Source organism: Oceanibium sediminis, assembly GCF_003265325.1.
GTDB lineage: Bacteria > Pseudomonadota > Alphaproteobacteria > Rhodobacterales > Rhodobacteraceae > Halovulum > Halovulum sediminis.
This window is the reverse complement of sequence record NZ_QGNX01000008.1, coordinates 51,431-65,859: the sequence shown is the minus strand read 5'-3', so window position 1 is coordinate 65,859 and position 14,429 is coordinate 51,431. Positions and strand designations below refer to the sequence as shown.

General features: G+C 67.1%; 13 protein-coding genes and 1 tRNA gene. 12 read left to right on the top strand and 2 right to left on the bottom strand.

Annotated features, from left to right (window positions below):
* The first annotated feature begins 105 nt into the window (after positions 1–105).
* The 5 genes from DJ029_RS17685 to DJ029_RS17665 all read left to right on the top strand — a co-directional run bounded on the left by DJ029_RS17685 (position 106) and on the right by DJ029_RS17665 (position 6,927).
* On the top strand, positions 106–1,080 hold the full coding sequence (locus DJ029_RS17685; protein ID WP_112323824.1) for a TAXI family TRAP transporter solute-binding subunit: 975 nt from the start codon (positions 106–108) through the stop codon (positions 1,078–1,080).
* A gap of 163 nt (positions 1,081–1,243) precedes the next feature.
* On the top strand, positions 1,244–2,008 hold the full coding sequence (locus DJ029_RS17680) for a CE1 family esterase (RefSeq protein WP_232823128.1): 765 nt from the start codon (positions 1,244–1,246) through the stop codon (positions 2,006–2,008).
* 24 nt (positions 2,009–2,032) lie between these two features.
* Positions 2,033–4,657, top strand: coding sequence for a TRAP transporter permease (locus DJ029_RS17675; RefSeq protein ID WP_112323822.1), 2,625 nt, complete (start codon positions 2,033–2,035; stop codon positions 4,655–4,657).
* Positions 4,657–5,880 carry an acyl-CoA dehydrogenase family protein gene (locus DJ029_RS17670; protein ID WP_112323884.1) on the top strand — a complete coding sequence of 408 codons (1,224 nt, stop codon included), beginning with the start codon at positions 4,657–4,659 and terminating at the stop codon, positions 5,878–5,880. The genes DJ029_RS17675 and DJ029_RS17670 overlap by 1 nt, the downstream gene beginning before the upstream one ends.
* Before the next feature lie 6 nt (positions 5,881–5,886).
* Positions 5,887–6,927, top strand: a complete 1,041-nt coding sequence (locus tag DJ029_RS17665) for a phosphotransferase family protein (protein WP_112323821.1) — start codon at positions 5,887–5,889, stop codon at positions 6,925–6,927.
* Here the strand turns inward: DJ029_RS17665 and DJ029_RS17660 are convergent.
* Positions 6,911–8,242 carry an ATP-binding protein gene (locus DJ029_RS17660; protein ID WP_112323820.1) on the bottom strand — a complete coding sequence of 444 codons (1,332 nt, stop codon included), beginning with the start codon at positions 8,240–8,242 and terminating at the stop codon, positions 6,911–6,913. The two genes, DJ029_RS17665 and DJ029_RS17660, sit on opposite strands and share 17 nt — an antisense overlap.
* A gap of 50 nt (positions 8,243–8,292) precedes the next feature.
* Here DJ029_RS17660 and DJ029_RS17655 point away from each other — a divergent pair, with 50 nt between their 5' ends.
* The 4 genes from DJ029_RS17655 (at position 8,293) to rnd (ending at position 11,431) form a co-directional block, all read left to right on the top strand.
* Positions 8,293–9,180 (top strand): MBL fold metallo-hydrolase, encoded by an 888-nt coding sequence (locus tag DJ029_RS17655; protein ID WP_112323819.1) that lies wholly within the window; start codon positions 8,293–8,295, stop codon positions 9,178–9,180.
* An 85-nt stretch (positions 9,181–9,265) separates the two neighbouring features.
* A tRNA-Asn gene (locus DJ029_RS17650) sits at positions 9,266–9,340 on the top strand.
* An 88-nt stretch (positions 9,341–9,428) separates the two neighbouring features.
* The gene (locus tag DJ029_RS17645) at positions 9,429–10,244 is read left to right on the top strand and encodes a hypothetical protein (protein ID WP_157966429.1); all 816 of its coding nucleotides are present in this window, start codon (positions 9,429–9,431) and stop codon (positions 10,242–10,244) included.
* Between the two features lie 32 nt (positions 10,245–10,276).
* Positions 10,277–11,431, top strand: a complete 1,155-nt coding sequence (gene rnd / locus DJ029_RS17640) for a ribonuclease D (RefSeq protein WP_112323817.1) — start codon at positions 10,277–10,279, stop codon at positions 11,429–11,431.
* Positions 11,432–11,470: 39 nt separating this feature from the next.
* On the opposite strand, the gene DJ029_RS17635 is transcribed toward rnd, so the two are convergent.
* The gene (locus DJ029_RS17635) at positions 11,471–11,950 is read right to left on the bottom strand and encodes a hypothetical protein (protein ID WP_112323816.1); all 480 of its coding nucleotides are present in this window, start codon (positions 11,948–11,950) and stop codon (positions 11,471–11,473) included.
* A 127-nt stretch (positions 11,951–12,077) separates the two neighbouring features.
* Here DJ029_RS17635 and DJ029_RS17630 point away from each other — a divergent pair, with 127 nt between their 5' ends.
* The 3 genes from DJ029_RS17630 (at position 12,078) to DJ029_RS17620 (ending at position 14,428) form a co-directional block, all read left to right on the top strand.
* Positions 12,078–12,512, top strand: coding sequence for a SufE family protein (locus DJ029_RS17630; protein WP_112323815.1), 435 nt, complete (start codon positions 12,078–12,080; stop codon positions 12,510–12,512).
* Positions 12,509–13,522, top strand: coding sequence for a betaine--homocysteine S-methyltransferase (gene bmt, locus DJ029_RS17625; RefSeq protein ID WP_112323814.1), 1,014 nt, complete (start codon positions 12,509–12,511; stop codon positions 13,520–13,522). The genes DJ029_RS17630 and bmt overlap by 4 nt, the downstream gene beginning before the upstream one ends.
* 201 nt (positions 13,523–13,723) lie before the next feature.
* A complete protein-coding gene (locus DJ029_RS17620; protein WP_112323813.1) occupies positions 13,724–14,428 on the top strand; it encodes a corrinoid protein in 705 nt (234 codons plus the stop codon).
* The last annotated feature ends 1 nt before the right edge of the window (position 14,429 follow it).

Below are 14,429 nucleotides of genomic sequence, written 5' to 3'. Positions count from 1 at the left end.
TTCCTCGGGGCAATGCAGATAAACTCCTGAGTGTCAGCCGATTCGTCGGCAGGACTGGAAGGCGTGGGGAGACACGCCATTAAATTCCGTCAGAGGAGGAATAACATGACTCTCAAATCTGCATTTGCAGGTGCTGCAACTGTTCTGCTGCTGGCCACCGGCGGCCAGGCTGTTGCGCAGAACCAGACGTTCATTTCAATCGGAACCGGTGGTGTGACCGGTGTATACTATCCCACGGGCGGCGCGATCTGCCGGCTTGTGAACCGTGACCGCAAGGACCACGGCATTCGGTGTGCGGTGGAGTCCACGGGCGGCTCTGTCTACAACATCAATACCATCAAGGCCGGTGAACTCGAGTTCGGCGTGGCCCAGTCCGACTGGCAGTACCACGCCTACAACGGCACCTCCCAGTTCGAGGGCGACGCGGCTTTCCCCGATATCCGGGCGATGTTCTCGGTCCATCCCGAACCCTTCACCCTGCTGGTGCGCGGCGACAGCGGCATCACCTCGTTCGAGGAACTGGCCGGCAAGCGCGTGAACGTGGGCAACCCCGGGTCGGGCCAGCGCGCCACGATGGAAGTCGTGATGGATGCGTTCGGCATGACCATGGACGACTTCTCGCTCGCGACCGAGTACAAGGGTTCCGAGATGGCGAAAGAGATCTGCGACGGCAATATCGACGCGATGATCTACACAATCGGGCACCCCGCCGCGGCGATCAAGGAAGCCACGACGACCTGCGACGTCAAACTCGTCTCGGTCGTGGGTGAGCCGATCGACAAGCTGGTGGCCGAGAACCCCTATTACCGCGTCGCCACGATCCCGGCGGGCATGTATGCGGGCACCGACACGGACACCACCACCTTCGGTGTTGGCGCGACCTTCGTCACCTCGGCAGAGGTGCCTGAGGACGTGGCCTATGTCGTCGCCAAGGCGGTCCTGTCGAACCTCGACGATTTCCGCGGCCTGCACCCGGCATTCGCCGACCTGGACGCGTCGGAAATGGTCAACGACGGCCTGTCAGCGCCGCTGCACCCCGGTGCCGAGAAAGCCTACGCGGAACTCGGCCTGCTCAACTGAGTCCCGGGAACGAGAAACGGGCGGGGCCGTGCCAGCCGCATGGCCCCCTCGGAGAGACTTCTGCAGGGGGAGGGGTGAGCGCCTCATGAGGAGGTATCTGACAGCCATCGCATGCGCGGCGTCGTTTCTGGCTTGGCCGGGCGCGTCGGCGCAGGTGTGCGGTGTGGAAGGCTCCCCCTGCATCCTTGAAAACGGACAGTATTTCGCGGCCCTGCCAGAAGTGGTCGAGGGCGCACCGATGGCGCTGTATCTGCATGGCTACGCCGGCAGCGGCGGATCCGTCATCAAGAACACCGGCCTGACCAAGCGTTTCACAGGTCGAGGCTATGCCCTGATCGCGCCCGACGGGCAGATGGACCCGGTCGGCGCATTCCGCCGCGACTGGGCGGTGGATGACGGCTACGAGCTGCCGCGCGACGATATCGCCTTCATCGGCCATGTGATCGACGACGCCGCCCAGCGGTTCGGGCTGGACCGGGGGCGGGTGCTCGTCACCGGGTTTTCACGCGGCGGCTCGATGGTGTGGGATCTTGCCTGCGCGACGCCGCGGGTCGCCAGCGCCTTTGCCTCGGCGTCCGGCGGGTTCTGGGAACCGATGCAGACAGGCTGCGCGGGGCCCGCCACGCTTTACCACACTCACGGGTTTTCGGACCGCGTCGTCCCGCTCGAGGGGCGCGCGGCGGTCTTCAACGGTGTGGCCTTTCACCAGGGCAACATCCTGACGGGACTGGATACCTTCCGAAGGGAAGGGGGCTGCATGGGGGCGGCCGAAGCGGCGAGCACGGAAGGGGAGCTCTGGATCAAGACCTGGTCCGACTGTACTGCAGGCAGCCTGACGCTTGAACTGCATCCCGGCGGCCATGGGCTGCCGAAAGGGTGGGTGACGCGCGTGCTGAACTGGTTTGAAACAACGGCCCAGAACGGGTGATCGGAACAACAACGGGGACAAGAGATGGCCAAGACGGAAACACTTACCGCCGATGAAATGGTGGCGCAGGCCGATACCGGGGGACGCAACGTCGTCGGGTTCCAGGCAAAGCTGATCATCGGGTTATGTATCGTCTGGTCGCTGTTCCAGCTTTACATCGCCTCGAAGATTCCCGGCGTGCTGGCGCAGGCCACGGGCGTATCGTTCTTCGCCAACGTGGTGGCGCAGGCGCGTTTCGTGCACCTGGCCTTCGCGCTGACGCTGGCGCACCTGGCGTTCCCGCTGTTCGGGGACAAGAACAGGATCCCCTGGTATGACTGGCTGCTGGTCGCGATCAGCATCGCCGCGACGCTGTACCTTGTCGTGTTCCGCTTCGACATCGCCACGCGCCCCGGCCTTTGGTCCACCACGGACCTGGTGATGTCCGCCCTCGGCATGGTCGCGCTGATGATCGCGGTGTTCCGCTCGCTCGGATTGCCTCTGGTGATCATCGCCTGTGCGTTCCTGAGCCTGGCGTTCTTCGGCGGATACTCGGAATGGATCCGCAACCTGACGAACTTCGGCGGGGCGTCCTTTTCCAAGGCGATGGGGCACTACTGGATGCAGACCGAGGGGGTGTTCGGCGTCGCGCTTGGCGTGTCGACGACGATGATCTTCCTCTTCGTGCTGTTCGGGGCGATCCTGGACCGGGCCGGGGGCGGCAACTGGTTCATCAAGGTCGCCATCGCGCTGCTGGGCGCGCTGCGGGGCGGGCCGGCGAAAGCCTCGGTGCTGAGTTCGATGATGACGGGCATGATCTCGGGCTCGTCGATCGCCAACACTGTCACGACGGGCACCTTCACCATCCCGCTGATGCGCAAGATCGGCTTCCCGGCGGAAAAGGCCGGCGCGGTCGAGGTGGCGTCCTCCACCAACGGGCAGCTGACCCCTCCGGTGATGGGGGCGGCGGCCTTCCTGATGGTGGAATACGTCAACATTCCCTACATCGAGGTCGTCAAGCACGCCTTCCTGCCAGCGGTGATCAGCTACATCGCGCTGCTCTACATCGTGCACCTGGAAAGCCTGAAGATGGGACTGACCGGGCTAAAGAAGCCGGGGCGGCGCATCGGCGTCTTGATGATCCTGATCCTGTTCATCACCGGCTTCCTGTTCATGGCCGGGATCACCTTCCTTCTGGTGCTGTTCCGCGGGCTGATGGACCCACTGATGGGCGGGGATTCCATCGGCGCGGCCCTTGTGCTGTTGGCGCTGGCCTATCTGGCGCTGGTGTACGTGGCGTCGCGCTACCCGGACGTGGAACCCGACGATCCCAACGCCGAGGAGGTCAGCGCCCCGCGCCTGACCCCGACGTTGCTGGGCGGCGCGTATTACGCCTTGCCGATCTTCGTGCTGGTGTGGAACCTGATGATCCGCACCGAAAGCCTCGACCGTCTGTCGCCCGCGCTGTCGGCGTTCTGGGCCGCCGTGGTGATGATCGTCGTGGCGCTGACCCACCGTCCGCTGAAGGCGATGTTCCGCGGTGAAAGCACCTTCGCGCGCGAGGCGTCGGCGGGCTTCGTGGATTTCGTCGAGGGGCTCATCATGGGGGCGCGCAACATGATCTCCATCGGGGTCGCCACTGGCGCGGCGGGGATCATCGTGGGCACCATCAGCCTGACAGGGGCGCACCAGATCATCGGCGAGGTGATCGAGACGATCTCCGGCGGGAACCTGATGATCCTGCTGATCCTGGTCGCGGTGCTGAGCCTGATCCTGGGCATGGGGCTGCCGACCACGGCGAACTACATCGTGGTGTCCAGCCTCATGGCGCCGGTGATCGTGACCGTGGGTGCGCAGGCCGGGCTGATCGTGCCGCTGATCGCGGTGCACATGTTCGTCTTCTACTTCGGGATCCTCGCGGATGACACGCCACCCGTGGGGCTCGCGGCCTATGCGGCGGCGGCGATCAGCCAGGGGGACCCGATCAAGACCGGTATCCAGGGTTTTTCCTATGATATCCGCACGGCCCTTCTGCCGTTCCTGTTCATCTTCAACACCGATCTTCTGCTGATCGACGTGGGGCTGGCGAAGGGCGTGTTCGTCTTCGTGGTGTCCCTCGTGGCGATGCTTCTGTTCGCCGCCGCGACCCAAGGATACTTCATCGCGAAATCGCGCTGGTACGAAACCGTGGGCCTTCTGATCGTGACCTTCATGCTGTTCCGCCCGGGCTTCTTCCTCGACAAGATCGAAGAGCCCTATAACACGCAGGTCGGCCCGGCGGCCCTGACCGCCATAAGCGAGGCGCCGGCGGGCGCGCCGCTCAGGCTGACCATCTCGGGGCCGGACTTCGACACCGGAGAGATCGCCGACACCACGATCCAGATCTCTCCCGAACTGGACGGCGACGCCATGGCCCGGCTGGACCCCTACGGGCTGACCATCATGGAAGAGGGCGACAGCCTGCTGCTGGAGGAGCCGTTCCCCGGAACGCCCTATTTCGAGCAGATCGGCAACAACTACGACTTCTACGGCGACACGCCGGTCACCGTCAGCCAGGTCCAGTTGGAGAATGACCGCCTGCCGAAGGAGATCTTCTTCCTGCCCGCCCTGCTGCTGATGTTCGGCATTGCCGCGCTGCAGTGGCCGCGGCGCACGCAAGCCCCGTTCTGATGGATCTCGGGGTTTCGGAAAGGGTCGCACCGCTGGTCTCGGCGGTGCGGCGCATGGTGCGCGAGGACATCGCACCGCTGGACGCGGAGTTCCATGCGCTGGTCGGGGCGACCGGGGATCGCTTCGAATACACGCCACGCATGAGCGAAATCCTTGAAACGCTGAAGGAAACAGCCCGCGCGCGGGGATTGTGGAATTTCTGGAAGTCCGACACCTCGGGGCTGTCGACGGTCGAATACGCCTATTTGGCCGAGGAGATGGGCAAGGTGCGCCTGGCGGCGGAGGTGTTCAATTGCTCCGCCCCGGACACCGGCAACATGGACGTGCTGGCGCGCTACGCCACGCCCGAACACCAGGCGCGCTGGCTGACCCCGCTGATGGAAGGGCGCATCCGCTCCGCCTACCTGATGACGGAGCCGCAGGTGGCCAGTTCGGACGCGACCAACATCGCGCTGTCCTGCGTGCGGGACGGGGACGCCTATGTTCTGAATGGCGAGAAATGGTGGGCCAGTGGGGCGGGCGACCCGCGGTGCGCGCTCTATATCGTCATGGTGCGCACCGGGGACGAGGATGCGCCAAAACACAAGCGCCACTCGATGATCCTGGTGGACCCCGCGACACCGGGGATCGAGGTGCTGCGCCCGATGCAGGTCTACGGCCATGACGACGCGCCCCACGGGCACATGCACGTGCGCTTCACGAACGTGCGCGTGCCCGCTGGCCAGATGCTGCTGGGCGAGGGGCGCGGGTTCGAGATCGCGCAGGGGCGTCTCGGGCCGGGGCGCATCCACCACTGCATGCGTGCCATCGGCCACGCCGAGGCGGCGCTGGAACTGATGTGCCGCCGCAGCCTGGAGCGCACCGCCTTCGGCAAGCCGCTGGCCGCCCTTGGCGCGAATTACGACATCATCGCCGAATGCCGGATGGAGATCGAACAGGCGCGCCTGCTGTGCCTGAAGGCCGCCTGGATGATGGACCAGGGGGACGCGCGCGCCGCCGCGCCCTGGATCAGCCAGATCAAGGTCATTGCACCCCGCGTGGCGCTGAAGGTGGTGGACGAGGCGGTGCAGATGTACGGCGGGCAGGGGATCAGCCAGGACACGCCGCTTGCCGCGAGCTGGACCCACCTGCGCACGCTACGCCTTGCCGACGGGCCGGACGCGGTGCACCGCCGCCAGGTGGCGCGCGCCGAACTGCGCCGCTACACCAACGACAAGGTCTGAGCCGCCATGGCCGCGCCGAACGGTGACCCGCTGCTGCCCGAAGCGGCGGTCAGCGCCTACCTGCGCGGGCGGATCGCGGGGTTCTCGGAAATCCGGGGCGTGGTGAAAAGCGCCACGGGCCAGTCGAACCCGACGTTCTTCCTCGACACGGACGCGGGGCCCTTGGTGTTGCGCCGCAAACCGCCGGGGCGTCTGCTGAAGTCGGCCCACGCGGTGGAGCGGGAGTTCCGCGTGATGCGCGCCCTTCAGGGCACGCCGGTGCCGGTTCCGCGCGTGTATCTGCTGTGCGAGGACGAGGCGGTCCTCGGCACCGCCTTCTTCGTGATGGAGCAGGTCGCCGGGCAGACGGAGAACGATCCACGCTGCCCCGGCATGGCCAAGGCGCGGCGTCGGGCGTTGTACGATGCTATGAATGCCACGCTCGCCGCGCTTCACAGCGTCGATCCGGTGGCTGTCGGACTGGGTGATTTTGGCCGCCCCGGGAATTATTTCGCCCGCCAGCTTGCCCGCTGGCAAGGCCAGTACCGCGCGACGGAGACCGGGCCGCTGCCCGACATGGAAACGCTGATCGCCTGGCTGGACACGCATATGCCCGAGGACGACGGCCGCGTCGCGCTGGTCCACGGGGACTGGCGGCTGGACAACCTGCTGTTCGATCCGGCGAGCGGCGCGATCAACGCGGTGCTGGACTGGGAACTGTCCACCCTTGGCCACCCCCTGGCGGACCTTGGCGCGCAGCTGATGCAATGGCGCCTGCCCGTGGGCGCCGAGGGGCGGGGCCTTGCCGGGGTGGACCGCGCCGCGCTGGGCCTGCCGACAGACGCGGACTACGTCGCGCGCTATGCCCGCCGGGCGGGACTGGACGATATCCCGGACATGACCTTTCCGGTGGCCTTCAGCTTCTTTCGCATGGCCGCGATCCTGCAGGGGGTGAAGCACCGGGCCTTGCAGGGCAACGCCTCCAACCCCGAGAAGGCGCGGTACCTCGGGGCGCTGGTGCCCCATATCGTGCAGCTGGCGCTGGAGGGGCTCAGCGGGGCAGCCTGATCGTCGCCGACAACCCGCCGAGCGCGCTGTCGCCCAACTCAAGCGCGCCCCCGTGGGAGCGCGCCACGTCCTGCGCGATCGCCAGCCCGAGGCCCACGCCGCCGCCCTTGTCCTGGTTGCGCGCCTTGTCGAGCCGCGTGAAGGGGCGCGTCACCTCCTCGCGCTTGTCGGCGGGCACGCCGGGGCCGTCGTCCTCGACCACGAAAATCGCGCGGTTTGCGGTCAGCCGCAGGGTCAGGCGTACGTGCGTGCCGTAGCGCGCGCCATTGCTGATCAGGTTCATCAGCGCGCGGCACACCGCCGCCTCGCGCAGGGGGAAGCGGCGGTCGCTGCCCGGCTCCGCCTCCGTCACCACGCTGATCTGGACCCCGGCGCGGCGCGCCCGCTCGCCGAGGTCGGCGACCATGTCGAACAGGTCGACCTGCTCGGTGTCCTCCATCTGGTCGCCGCGCGCGAAGGCGAGGAACCCTTCGAGCATCTGCTCCATCTCGTCCACGTCGCGCCCCATCTCCGCCGCCTCGGGCAGGTCGTCGGCCAGCGCCAGGGTCAGCTTCATGCGGGTCAGCGGCGTGCGCAGGTCGTGGCTGACGCCCGACAACATCAGCGTGCGCTGCTCGATCGCGCGCTCGATCCGCGCGCGCATGGCAAGGAACGCCTGGCCGGCACGGCGCACCTCTTCCGCGCCGGCGGGGCGGAAGGGGACGGAGCGCCCCTTGCCGAAGGCCGCCGCGGCATCCGCGAGGTTGAGGATCGGACGCATCTGGTTGCGCAGGAACAGGATCGCGATGACCCCGAGCACCAGCGAGGTCGCGATCATCAGCACCAGCAGCTGGTGCGGGTTCGAGGCCGTTACCCGAGTGCGCGGAATCACGGCGTGCAGCACGCCCTTGTCGGTGCGCAACCGCGCGTCCACCTGGCGGGCATTCCCGGCGAGGTCTACCCGCAGCGACGGGCCGAGCAGGGCGGTCATTTCCTCCGTCAGGACGCGGCCAGACAGGTCGTACCACAGGCGCGCATTCTCGCCCGTGACCTGGGTATCGGGATCCAGCGACAGGCCGATGGCCAGGGGGCGCGACAGGTTCTGCAACCGCAACTGAGCGATTTCCGCGCTGGGAGAGGTGTCGATCACCTGCTGCGCCACGGCAAGCTCGCGCGCGATGTTCTGCGTCATCTGGCGGGTCACGCCCTCGAAATGGCGCTGCACGAAGACCACGGCGACCACCAGTTGCAACAGGATCAGCGGGCCGATCAGAATCAGGCTGGCGCGCAGGAAAAGCGACCGGGGCAGGTAGGACTTGAGGTGGGGACGTGCCATGATCCGCCAAGCGTTACCGCCATGCCCCGCCCCCCGCAAGGAGAAGCCCGATGCGCGCCCCGGATGACCTGGCCCCCGATCTGCGCCGCCTGACCGCGCCGAACCCCTCGCCGATGACCAGCGACGGGACGCAGACCTATCTTCTCGGCACCGAATCCCTGGCGGTGATCGACCCGGGGCCGGACGATCGTGCGCATCTCGCGGCGATTCTGTCGGCGGTGCCCGCGGGGGCGCGGATCAGCCATATCCTGATTACCCACGCGCACCTGGACCACAGCGCCGGCGCGCCGGCGCTGGCCCGCGCGACAGGCGCGCCGATCCTGTCCTTCGGCGGCGCGACCGAGGGGCGCAGCCCCGAGATGCAGGAGCTGGCCGGGCGCAAGGGCCTGCTGGGCGGGGAGGGGATCGACCCCGGGTTCACCCCCGACCAGCGCTTGCGCCACGGCGACGCGGTGGCAGGGCAGGGCTGGCGGCTGCGCGCGCATCACACGCCGGGGCACCTGTCCAGCCACCTCAGCTTCGCGCTGGAGGGGCGCGATATCGTGTTCACCGGGGACACGGTGATGGGCTGGTCGACGACGCTGATCTCTCCGCCCGATGGCAGTGTCGGCGCGTTTCTCGGCGCGCTCGACCACCTGATGGGGCTTGAGGAGCGGCGCTACCTGCCGGGGCACGGGGCGGCAGTGGACGACGGGCCCGCGCTGGCGGCGACGCAAAAGGCGCATCGCCTGGCGCGCAGCGCGCAGATCCTGGACGCGTTGCGCGAGGGCCAGGCGACTCTCGAGTCGATCACCGAGGCCATCTACCGCGATGTCCCGCGGCATCTTCACCGCGCCGCGGCGCGCAACGTGCTGGCGCACCTGATCGACCTGGCCCAGTCAGGGCGTGTCGCTATGCCCGCGGACGACCTGTCCACGGGGGATTTCAGGGCGCTCTGAAACGATGTCGGGCGGGATGCGATATTGTGCTTTACGCTCCAGAATCGCTTTGCTATACGCCCTCTCAGCAAGACGAGACGGCTGTTCCGGCGTAGCTCAGTGGTAGAGCATCGGACTGTTAATCCGCAGGTCGTTGGTTCGAATCCAACCGCCGGAGCCACTCGTAAAAGACGGTGTTAACCCTCACCGAACTTGCTTGCGACAGGCTAACCACCTGTTAACGCCTGGGGCGATAGACCTTGGGCATCATGGACCAGAACCCAGACATTCACAGCCTTGAGCCCCGCTCCGCGCGGACCGTTGCCTGGATCGACCGGCGCGCGGCGGATATGCCCGCGCGCCAGGTGGTTCCCCCGACGCTGTTCACCCCGCACCTCGGGGATCTGGCCGATCCGGGGGCGCTGGTGATGGATGCACTGCCCGACCTGATGCACAGCACCGGCATCCTGCGCGCCCGCGCGGGTTGGCTGGCCGACGGCGACGGGGCCGACACCCGGCGTATCAGTTGCACCGGTCGCGCGATCGCGCGGCAGGCGGCCCGGCTTGAAACCTCGATGGGGGCGATCATCGCCCTTGCCGCCGCGGGCATGACCCCGCGGATCGAGGAAGGGGTAGACCCGAACGCGCTGCTGACCCGGGTTCATACCGCGCGCTGCGGCGATCGGCCCGAAGCGGTGGACTTCCTGTGCGAGATGCCGGTCTGCGCGACGGACCCGGTGGTGTTCTCGGCGATCGGGGCGGCGCTGCTGGATGCCGGCCTTGGTGCTGCGCGGCGGGCGGGTGACGTGATCGGCTTTCGCGCGATCCGCGCCGGGCAGGTCCTGCGCCTCAGCGTCATCTTCCCCGGCCCGCCCATCGTGGCGGAAGCGCGGGGCGCGATATTCTCGGGCCGCCCGAGCGAGACGATTCCGCCCCCAACCGCGCTGGCCCTGGCGATGCTCTGGCAGGGGGTCGCCTGCCTCGGCGGCCAGATCGAGGTTGGCGAAGGCCCGCGCGGCGGCGGCGCGCGGATCACCGCGATCCTGCCGTTCATGGCCCCGCGCAACGGTGAAGATCCCCCATAGTCAATCCCGCGGGGCCGTCGTATAAACGGCGCATGATCACCATTACCACGACCGAGGCGCTGCGGTCCTTCTGCGCCCATGCCGCGAGCTATCCATTCGTCACCGTCGATACGGAGTTCCTGAGGGAGCGCACGTATTACGCCCAGCTGTGCCTTGTGCAGATGGCCGTGCCGGGGGACGACGACGAAGATGCCGTGCTGATCGACACGCTGGCGCCGGAGCTTGACCTGGCCCCGATGTACGAGTTGTTCGCCGACACCTCCGTCGTGAAGGTGTTCCACGCCGCGCGCCAGGACCTGGAGATCTTCTACGTCGACAGCGGCGCACTGCCGACGCCGCTGTTCGACACGCAGGTCGCCGCCATGGTCTGCGGCTTCGGAGAGCAGGTCGGCTATGAAACCCTGGTGCGCAAGATCTGCAACGAGGGCATCGACAAGTCGTCCCGCTTCACGGACTGGTCCCGACGCCCGCTGAGCGAGAAGCAGAAAGTCTATGCCCTGGCCGATGTCACCCACCTGCGGGAGGTGTACACGGCGCTCAAGGCGCAGCTCGACGAATCCGGGCGCGCGCACTGGCTGGAGGAGGAGCTGGCCGTCCTCGCCAACCCCGAAACCTATGTCACGACCCCCTCGGAAGCCTGGCGCCGGGTTAAGACGCGCACCAATTCCCCGCGCTTCCTAGCCATCGTGCGCGCCCTGGCCGAGCTGCGGGAGGAATTGGCCCAAAGCCGCGACGTGCCGCGCAACCGCATCTTCAAGGACGACGTGATCCTCGAACTGGCCGCCACGCGCCCGCGCCAGCTGGACGACCTGTCAAAGTCCCGCCTGCTTCAGCGAGAGGCGCGCCGGGGCGACCTGGCCAACGCCATCGTCGCGGCGGTGGACAAGGCGATGGACCTGCCCAAGTCCGACCTGCCCGAGGTGCCCGCCCAGCGCCAGCGCCGCCAGGGCCAGGAGGGGCTGGCTGACCTGCTGCGCGTCCTGCTGAAGGCCAAGGCCGAGGAAGCAGGCGTGGCGCAGAAGCTGATCGCCACGGTCTCCGACCTGGATGACATCGCCGCGGGCGAGGATTCCCCCGTCATGCACGGATGGCGGCGCGAAGTCTTCGGCGCCGATGCGATGCGGCTGAAGTCGGGCCAGATCGCGCTGTCGGCGAATGGCGACAAGGTCATCACCATCAGCATCTGAGCGCGCGACTCCCGCCCGGCCCGGCGGACCTGCGCGCGTCTAGCGGCGCAGGTCCACGGTGTTGCCGGCAGAGCGCACGCGGAACCCGCGGATCCCGGCAAGATCGTCGTCATGGATGAAGGTCGCGGCGATCAACCGGCGCGCCTGCACCGGTCCGCCCGAAGACACCTCGGGCGGGGTGACGCGGAAGTCATAGGTCGCGATCCCGCGCTCGTCGGGCAGCCCGCCGTTCACCGGCACCAGCTGCGCGTTGTAATACCCGACAGAGGGCGCGATGCCGGTGGCCTTCAGGATGACCCCGCGCAGGGCCGACTCAGGGGTGACCGACTCCAGTTGCGCGACCAGCACGGTGTCATCCGCGACCACCCCAGCGACAGTGGCGTCCGACCCGTCGTCATTCCCCCCAAAGGGATTGAGCGAACCGAGCGACGGGAAAGAGCCGAGCGGGTTGCTGCCCGATCCACCCGAACAGGCGCCGAGCGCCAGGACCAGCCCGCAGGCGATGACACGCAAACTCATTGATATTCCTCCCTCGTCGCGTTCTTCAGGGTTTAGAGACAAAGCCCCTTCAGGAAAAGGGGCGTCTGGACGTTCAGGCCAATTGCCCTTACATCCAAGGCCACAGACCAAAGCTGGAGCACTCCCAATGGCCGCCGCCGATTTCGAAGAGATTGCCGGAAACTTCGCGTTCCTCGACGAATGGGAGGACCGCTATCGTTACGTGATCGACCTCGGCAAGGACATGCCCGGCATCGAGGAGTCCCAGAAGGTGCCCGCCACCAAGGTGGAGGGCTGCGCCAGCCAGGTCTGGCTCGTCCCCCATGTCGAGGGGCAGGGCCCCGATGCGCGGATCCGTTTCGAGGGCGACAGCGATGCGATGATCGTCAAGGGGCTGATCGCGATCCTGCGGGCCCTGTACAGCGGGTCCACCGCGGCCGAGATCGCCCGGATCGACGCCCAGGCCCGTTTCGCCGAGCTGGGGCTGGACAGTCACCTGTCCGCCCAGCGTTCGAATGGGCTGCGTGCGATGATCGCCCGTATCCGAGAGATTGCCGCCCGTGCCGAAGGAGCCGCAGCATGAAGACAGACCTTGAAACGATGCTCGCCAGCCGCGACTGGCTGTTGACCGATGGCGCGACCGGGACCAACCTGTTCAACCAGGGCCTGCCCGCGGGCGAGGCGCCCGAACTCTGGAACACCGACGAGCCGGAGAAGATCCGCAACCTCTATCGTAGCGCCGTGAACGCGGGAAGCGACCTGTTCCTGACCAACAGTTTCGGCGGCAACGCGTCCCGCCTGAAGCTGCACCACGCGCAGAACCGGGTGCACGAGCTGAACAAGGCCGCCGCCGCGCTGGGGCGCGAGGTGGCCGACGCCGCCGACCGCCCGGTGATCGTCGCGGGCTCCATGGGCCCGACCGGAGACATCATGGAGCCCGTGGGCACCCTGTCCGTGGCCGATGCCGCCGACATGTTCGAGGAACAGGCCCGCGGCCTGATGGACGGCGGGGCGGATGTGCTCTGGGTTGAGACGATCTCGGCCCCAGAGGAGCTGCGCGCCGCGGCCATCGGCATCGGGCGTGTTGGCGCGCCCTGGTGCTGCACGATGAGCTTTGACACCGCCGGGCGCACGATGATGGGCGTGACCTCTGCCGACATGGTGCGGCTCGTGGACAGCCTGGAGCATCGCCCGCTGGCCTTTGGCGCGAACTGCGGCGTGGGCGCATCGGACATCCTGCGCACCCTGCGCGGCATGAAGGAAGCGGCCCCGGACCTGCCCCTGATCGCCAAGGGCAACGCCGGGATTCCGAAGTTCGTGGACGGGCACGTGCACTACGACGGCACGCCCGAGCTGATGGCCGATTACGCCGCCCTGGCGCGCGAGATCGGTGCGACGATCATCGGCGGCTGCTGCGGCACCGGCCCCGAGCACCTGCGCGCCATGCATGCCCGCCTGAGCGAGATGGTGCCCGGCGATCCCCCCACTCTGGAGGAGATCGAGGCCCGGCTCGGCGGCTTCTCGTCGGACTCCGACGGGACCGGCGCGCCGACCGCGAAGCGGCGCTCCAGCAACCGCCGCCGGCGGGTATGAACCGGACATTGCCGGGACAGGGGGGCGTGGACCGCGGCCCCCGTCGGCAAGGCGAAACACGGGCGCGCATTGCGGCAATTTGCTTTTCGTCGATTATCGACAATGAAGTGTCGCTGCGTTACCAGACCGGCAACCTGATACAACGGAAGTGTCAGAGACGTGCAACCCCCGGGGACGACCGGGCATTTTGGGATGGCAACAATGGCTGACGAGGAAGACGACATCGTTCTGAGCGAACTCGATGACGAAGAGCTCGTTCAGCAGATGCATGATGACCTTTACGACGGTCTCAAGGACGAGATCGAGGAAGCCGTCAATATCCTGCTGGAACGCGGCTGGACGCCCTATGACATCCTGACCAAGGCTCTGGTCGAGGGGATGCGCATCGTGGGTATCGATTTCCGCGACGGAATCCTGTTCGTGCCCGAGGTGCTTCTTGCCGCCAACGCGATGAAGGGCGGCATGGGCATCCTGAAGCCGCTGCTGATCGAAACCGGCGCACCGCGCCTGGGCAAGATGGTGATCGGCACCGTGAAGGGCGACATCCACGACATCGGCAAGAACCTCGTCGCGATGATGATGGAAGGCGCCGGGTTCGAGGTGGTGGACCTTGGCATCAACAACCCGGTCGAGAATTACCTCGAGTCGGCGGAAAAGGAACAGGCCGATATCCTTGGCATGTCCGCGCTGCTGACGACGACGATGCCCTACATGAAGGTCGTGATCGACACGATGGTCGAAAAGGGCATCCGTGACGATTACATCGTGCTGGTGGGCGGCGCGCCCCTGAACGAGGAATTCGCCAAGGCGATCGGCGCGGACGCCTATTGCCGGGATGCCGCCGTCGCGGTGGAAACGGCGAAGGACTTCATCCAGCGCAAGCACAACCAGCTGGCAGAGGCCTGAT

Bases quoted from the DNA above. Each gene is read 5' to 3' on its own strand.
- DJ029_RS17670 (WP_112323884.1), top strand. From the start codon at position 4,657: ATGGATCTCGGGGTTTCGGAAAGGGTCGCACCGCTGGTCTCGGCGGTG.
- DJ029_RS17645 (WP_157966429.1), top strand. From the start codon at position 9,429: ATGGACCAGAACCCAGACATTCACAGCCTTGAGCCCCGCTCCGCGCGG.
- bmt (WP_112323814.1), top strand. From the start codon at position 12,509: ATGAAGACAGACCTTGAAACGATGCTCGCCAGCCGCGACTGGCTGTTG.
- DJ029_RS17675 (WP_112323822.1), top strand. From the start codon at position 2,033: ATGGCCAAGACGGAAACACTTACCGCCGATGAAATGGTGGCGCAGGCC.
- DJ029_RS17620 (WP_112323813.1), top strand. From the start codon at position 13,724: ATGGCTGACGAGGAAGACGACATCGTTCTGAGCGAACTCGATGACGAA.
- rnd (WP_112323817.1), top strand. From the start codon at position 10,277: ATGATCACCATTACCACGACCGAGGCGCTGCGGTCCTTCTGCGCCCAT.
- DJ029_RS17660 (WP_112323820.1), bottom strand. From the start codon at position 8,242: ATGGCACGTCCCCACCTCAAGTCCTACCTGCCCCGGTCGCTTTTCCTG.
- DJ029_RS17685 (WP_112323824.1), top strand. From the start codon at position 106: ATGACTCTCAAATCTGCATTTGCAGGTGCTGCAACTGTTCTGCTGCTG.
- DJ029_RS17635 (WP_112323816.1), bottom strand. From the start codon at position 11,950: ATGAGTTTGCGTGTCATCGCCTGCGGGCTGGTCCTGGCGCTCGGCGCC.
- DJ029_RS17655 (WP_112323819.1), top strand. From the start codon at position 8,293: ATGCGCGCCCCGGATGACCTGGCCCCCGATCTGCGCCGCCTGACCGCG.
- DJ029_RS17630 (WP_112323815.1), top strand. From the start codon at position 12,078: ATGGCCGCCGCCGATTTCGAAGAGATTGCCGGAAACTTCGCGTTCCTC.
- DJ029_RS17665 (WP_112323821.1), top strand. From the start codon at position 5,887: ATGGCCGCGCCGAACGGTGACCCGCTGCTGCCCGAAGCGGCGGTCAGC.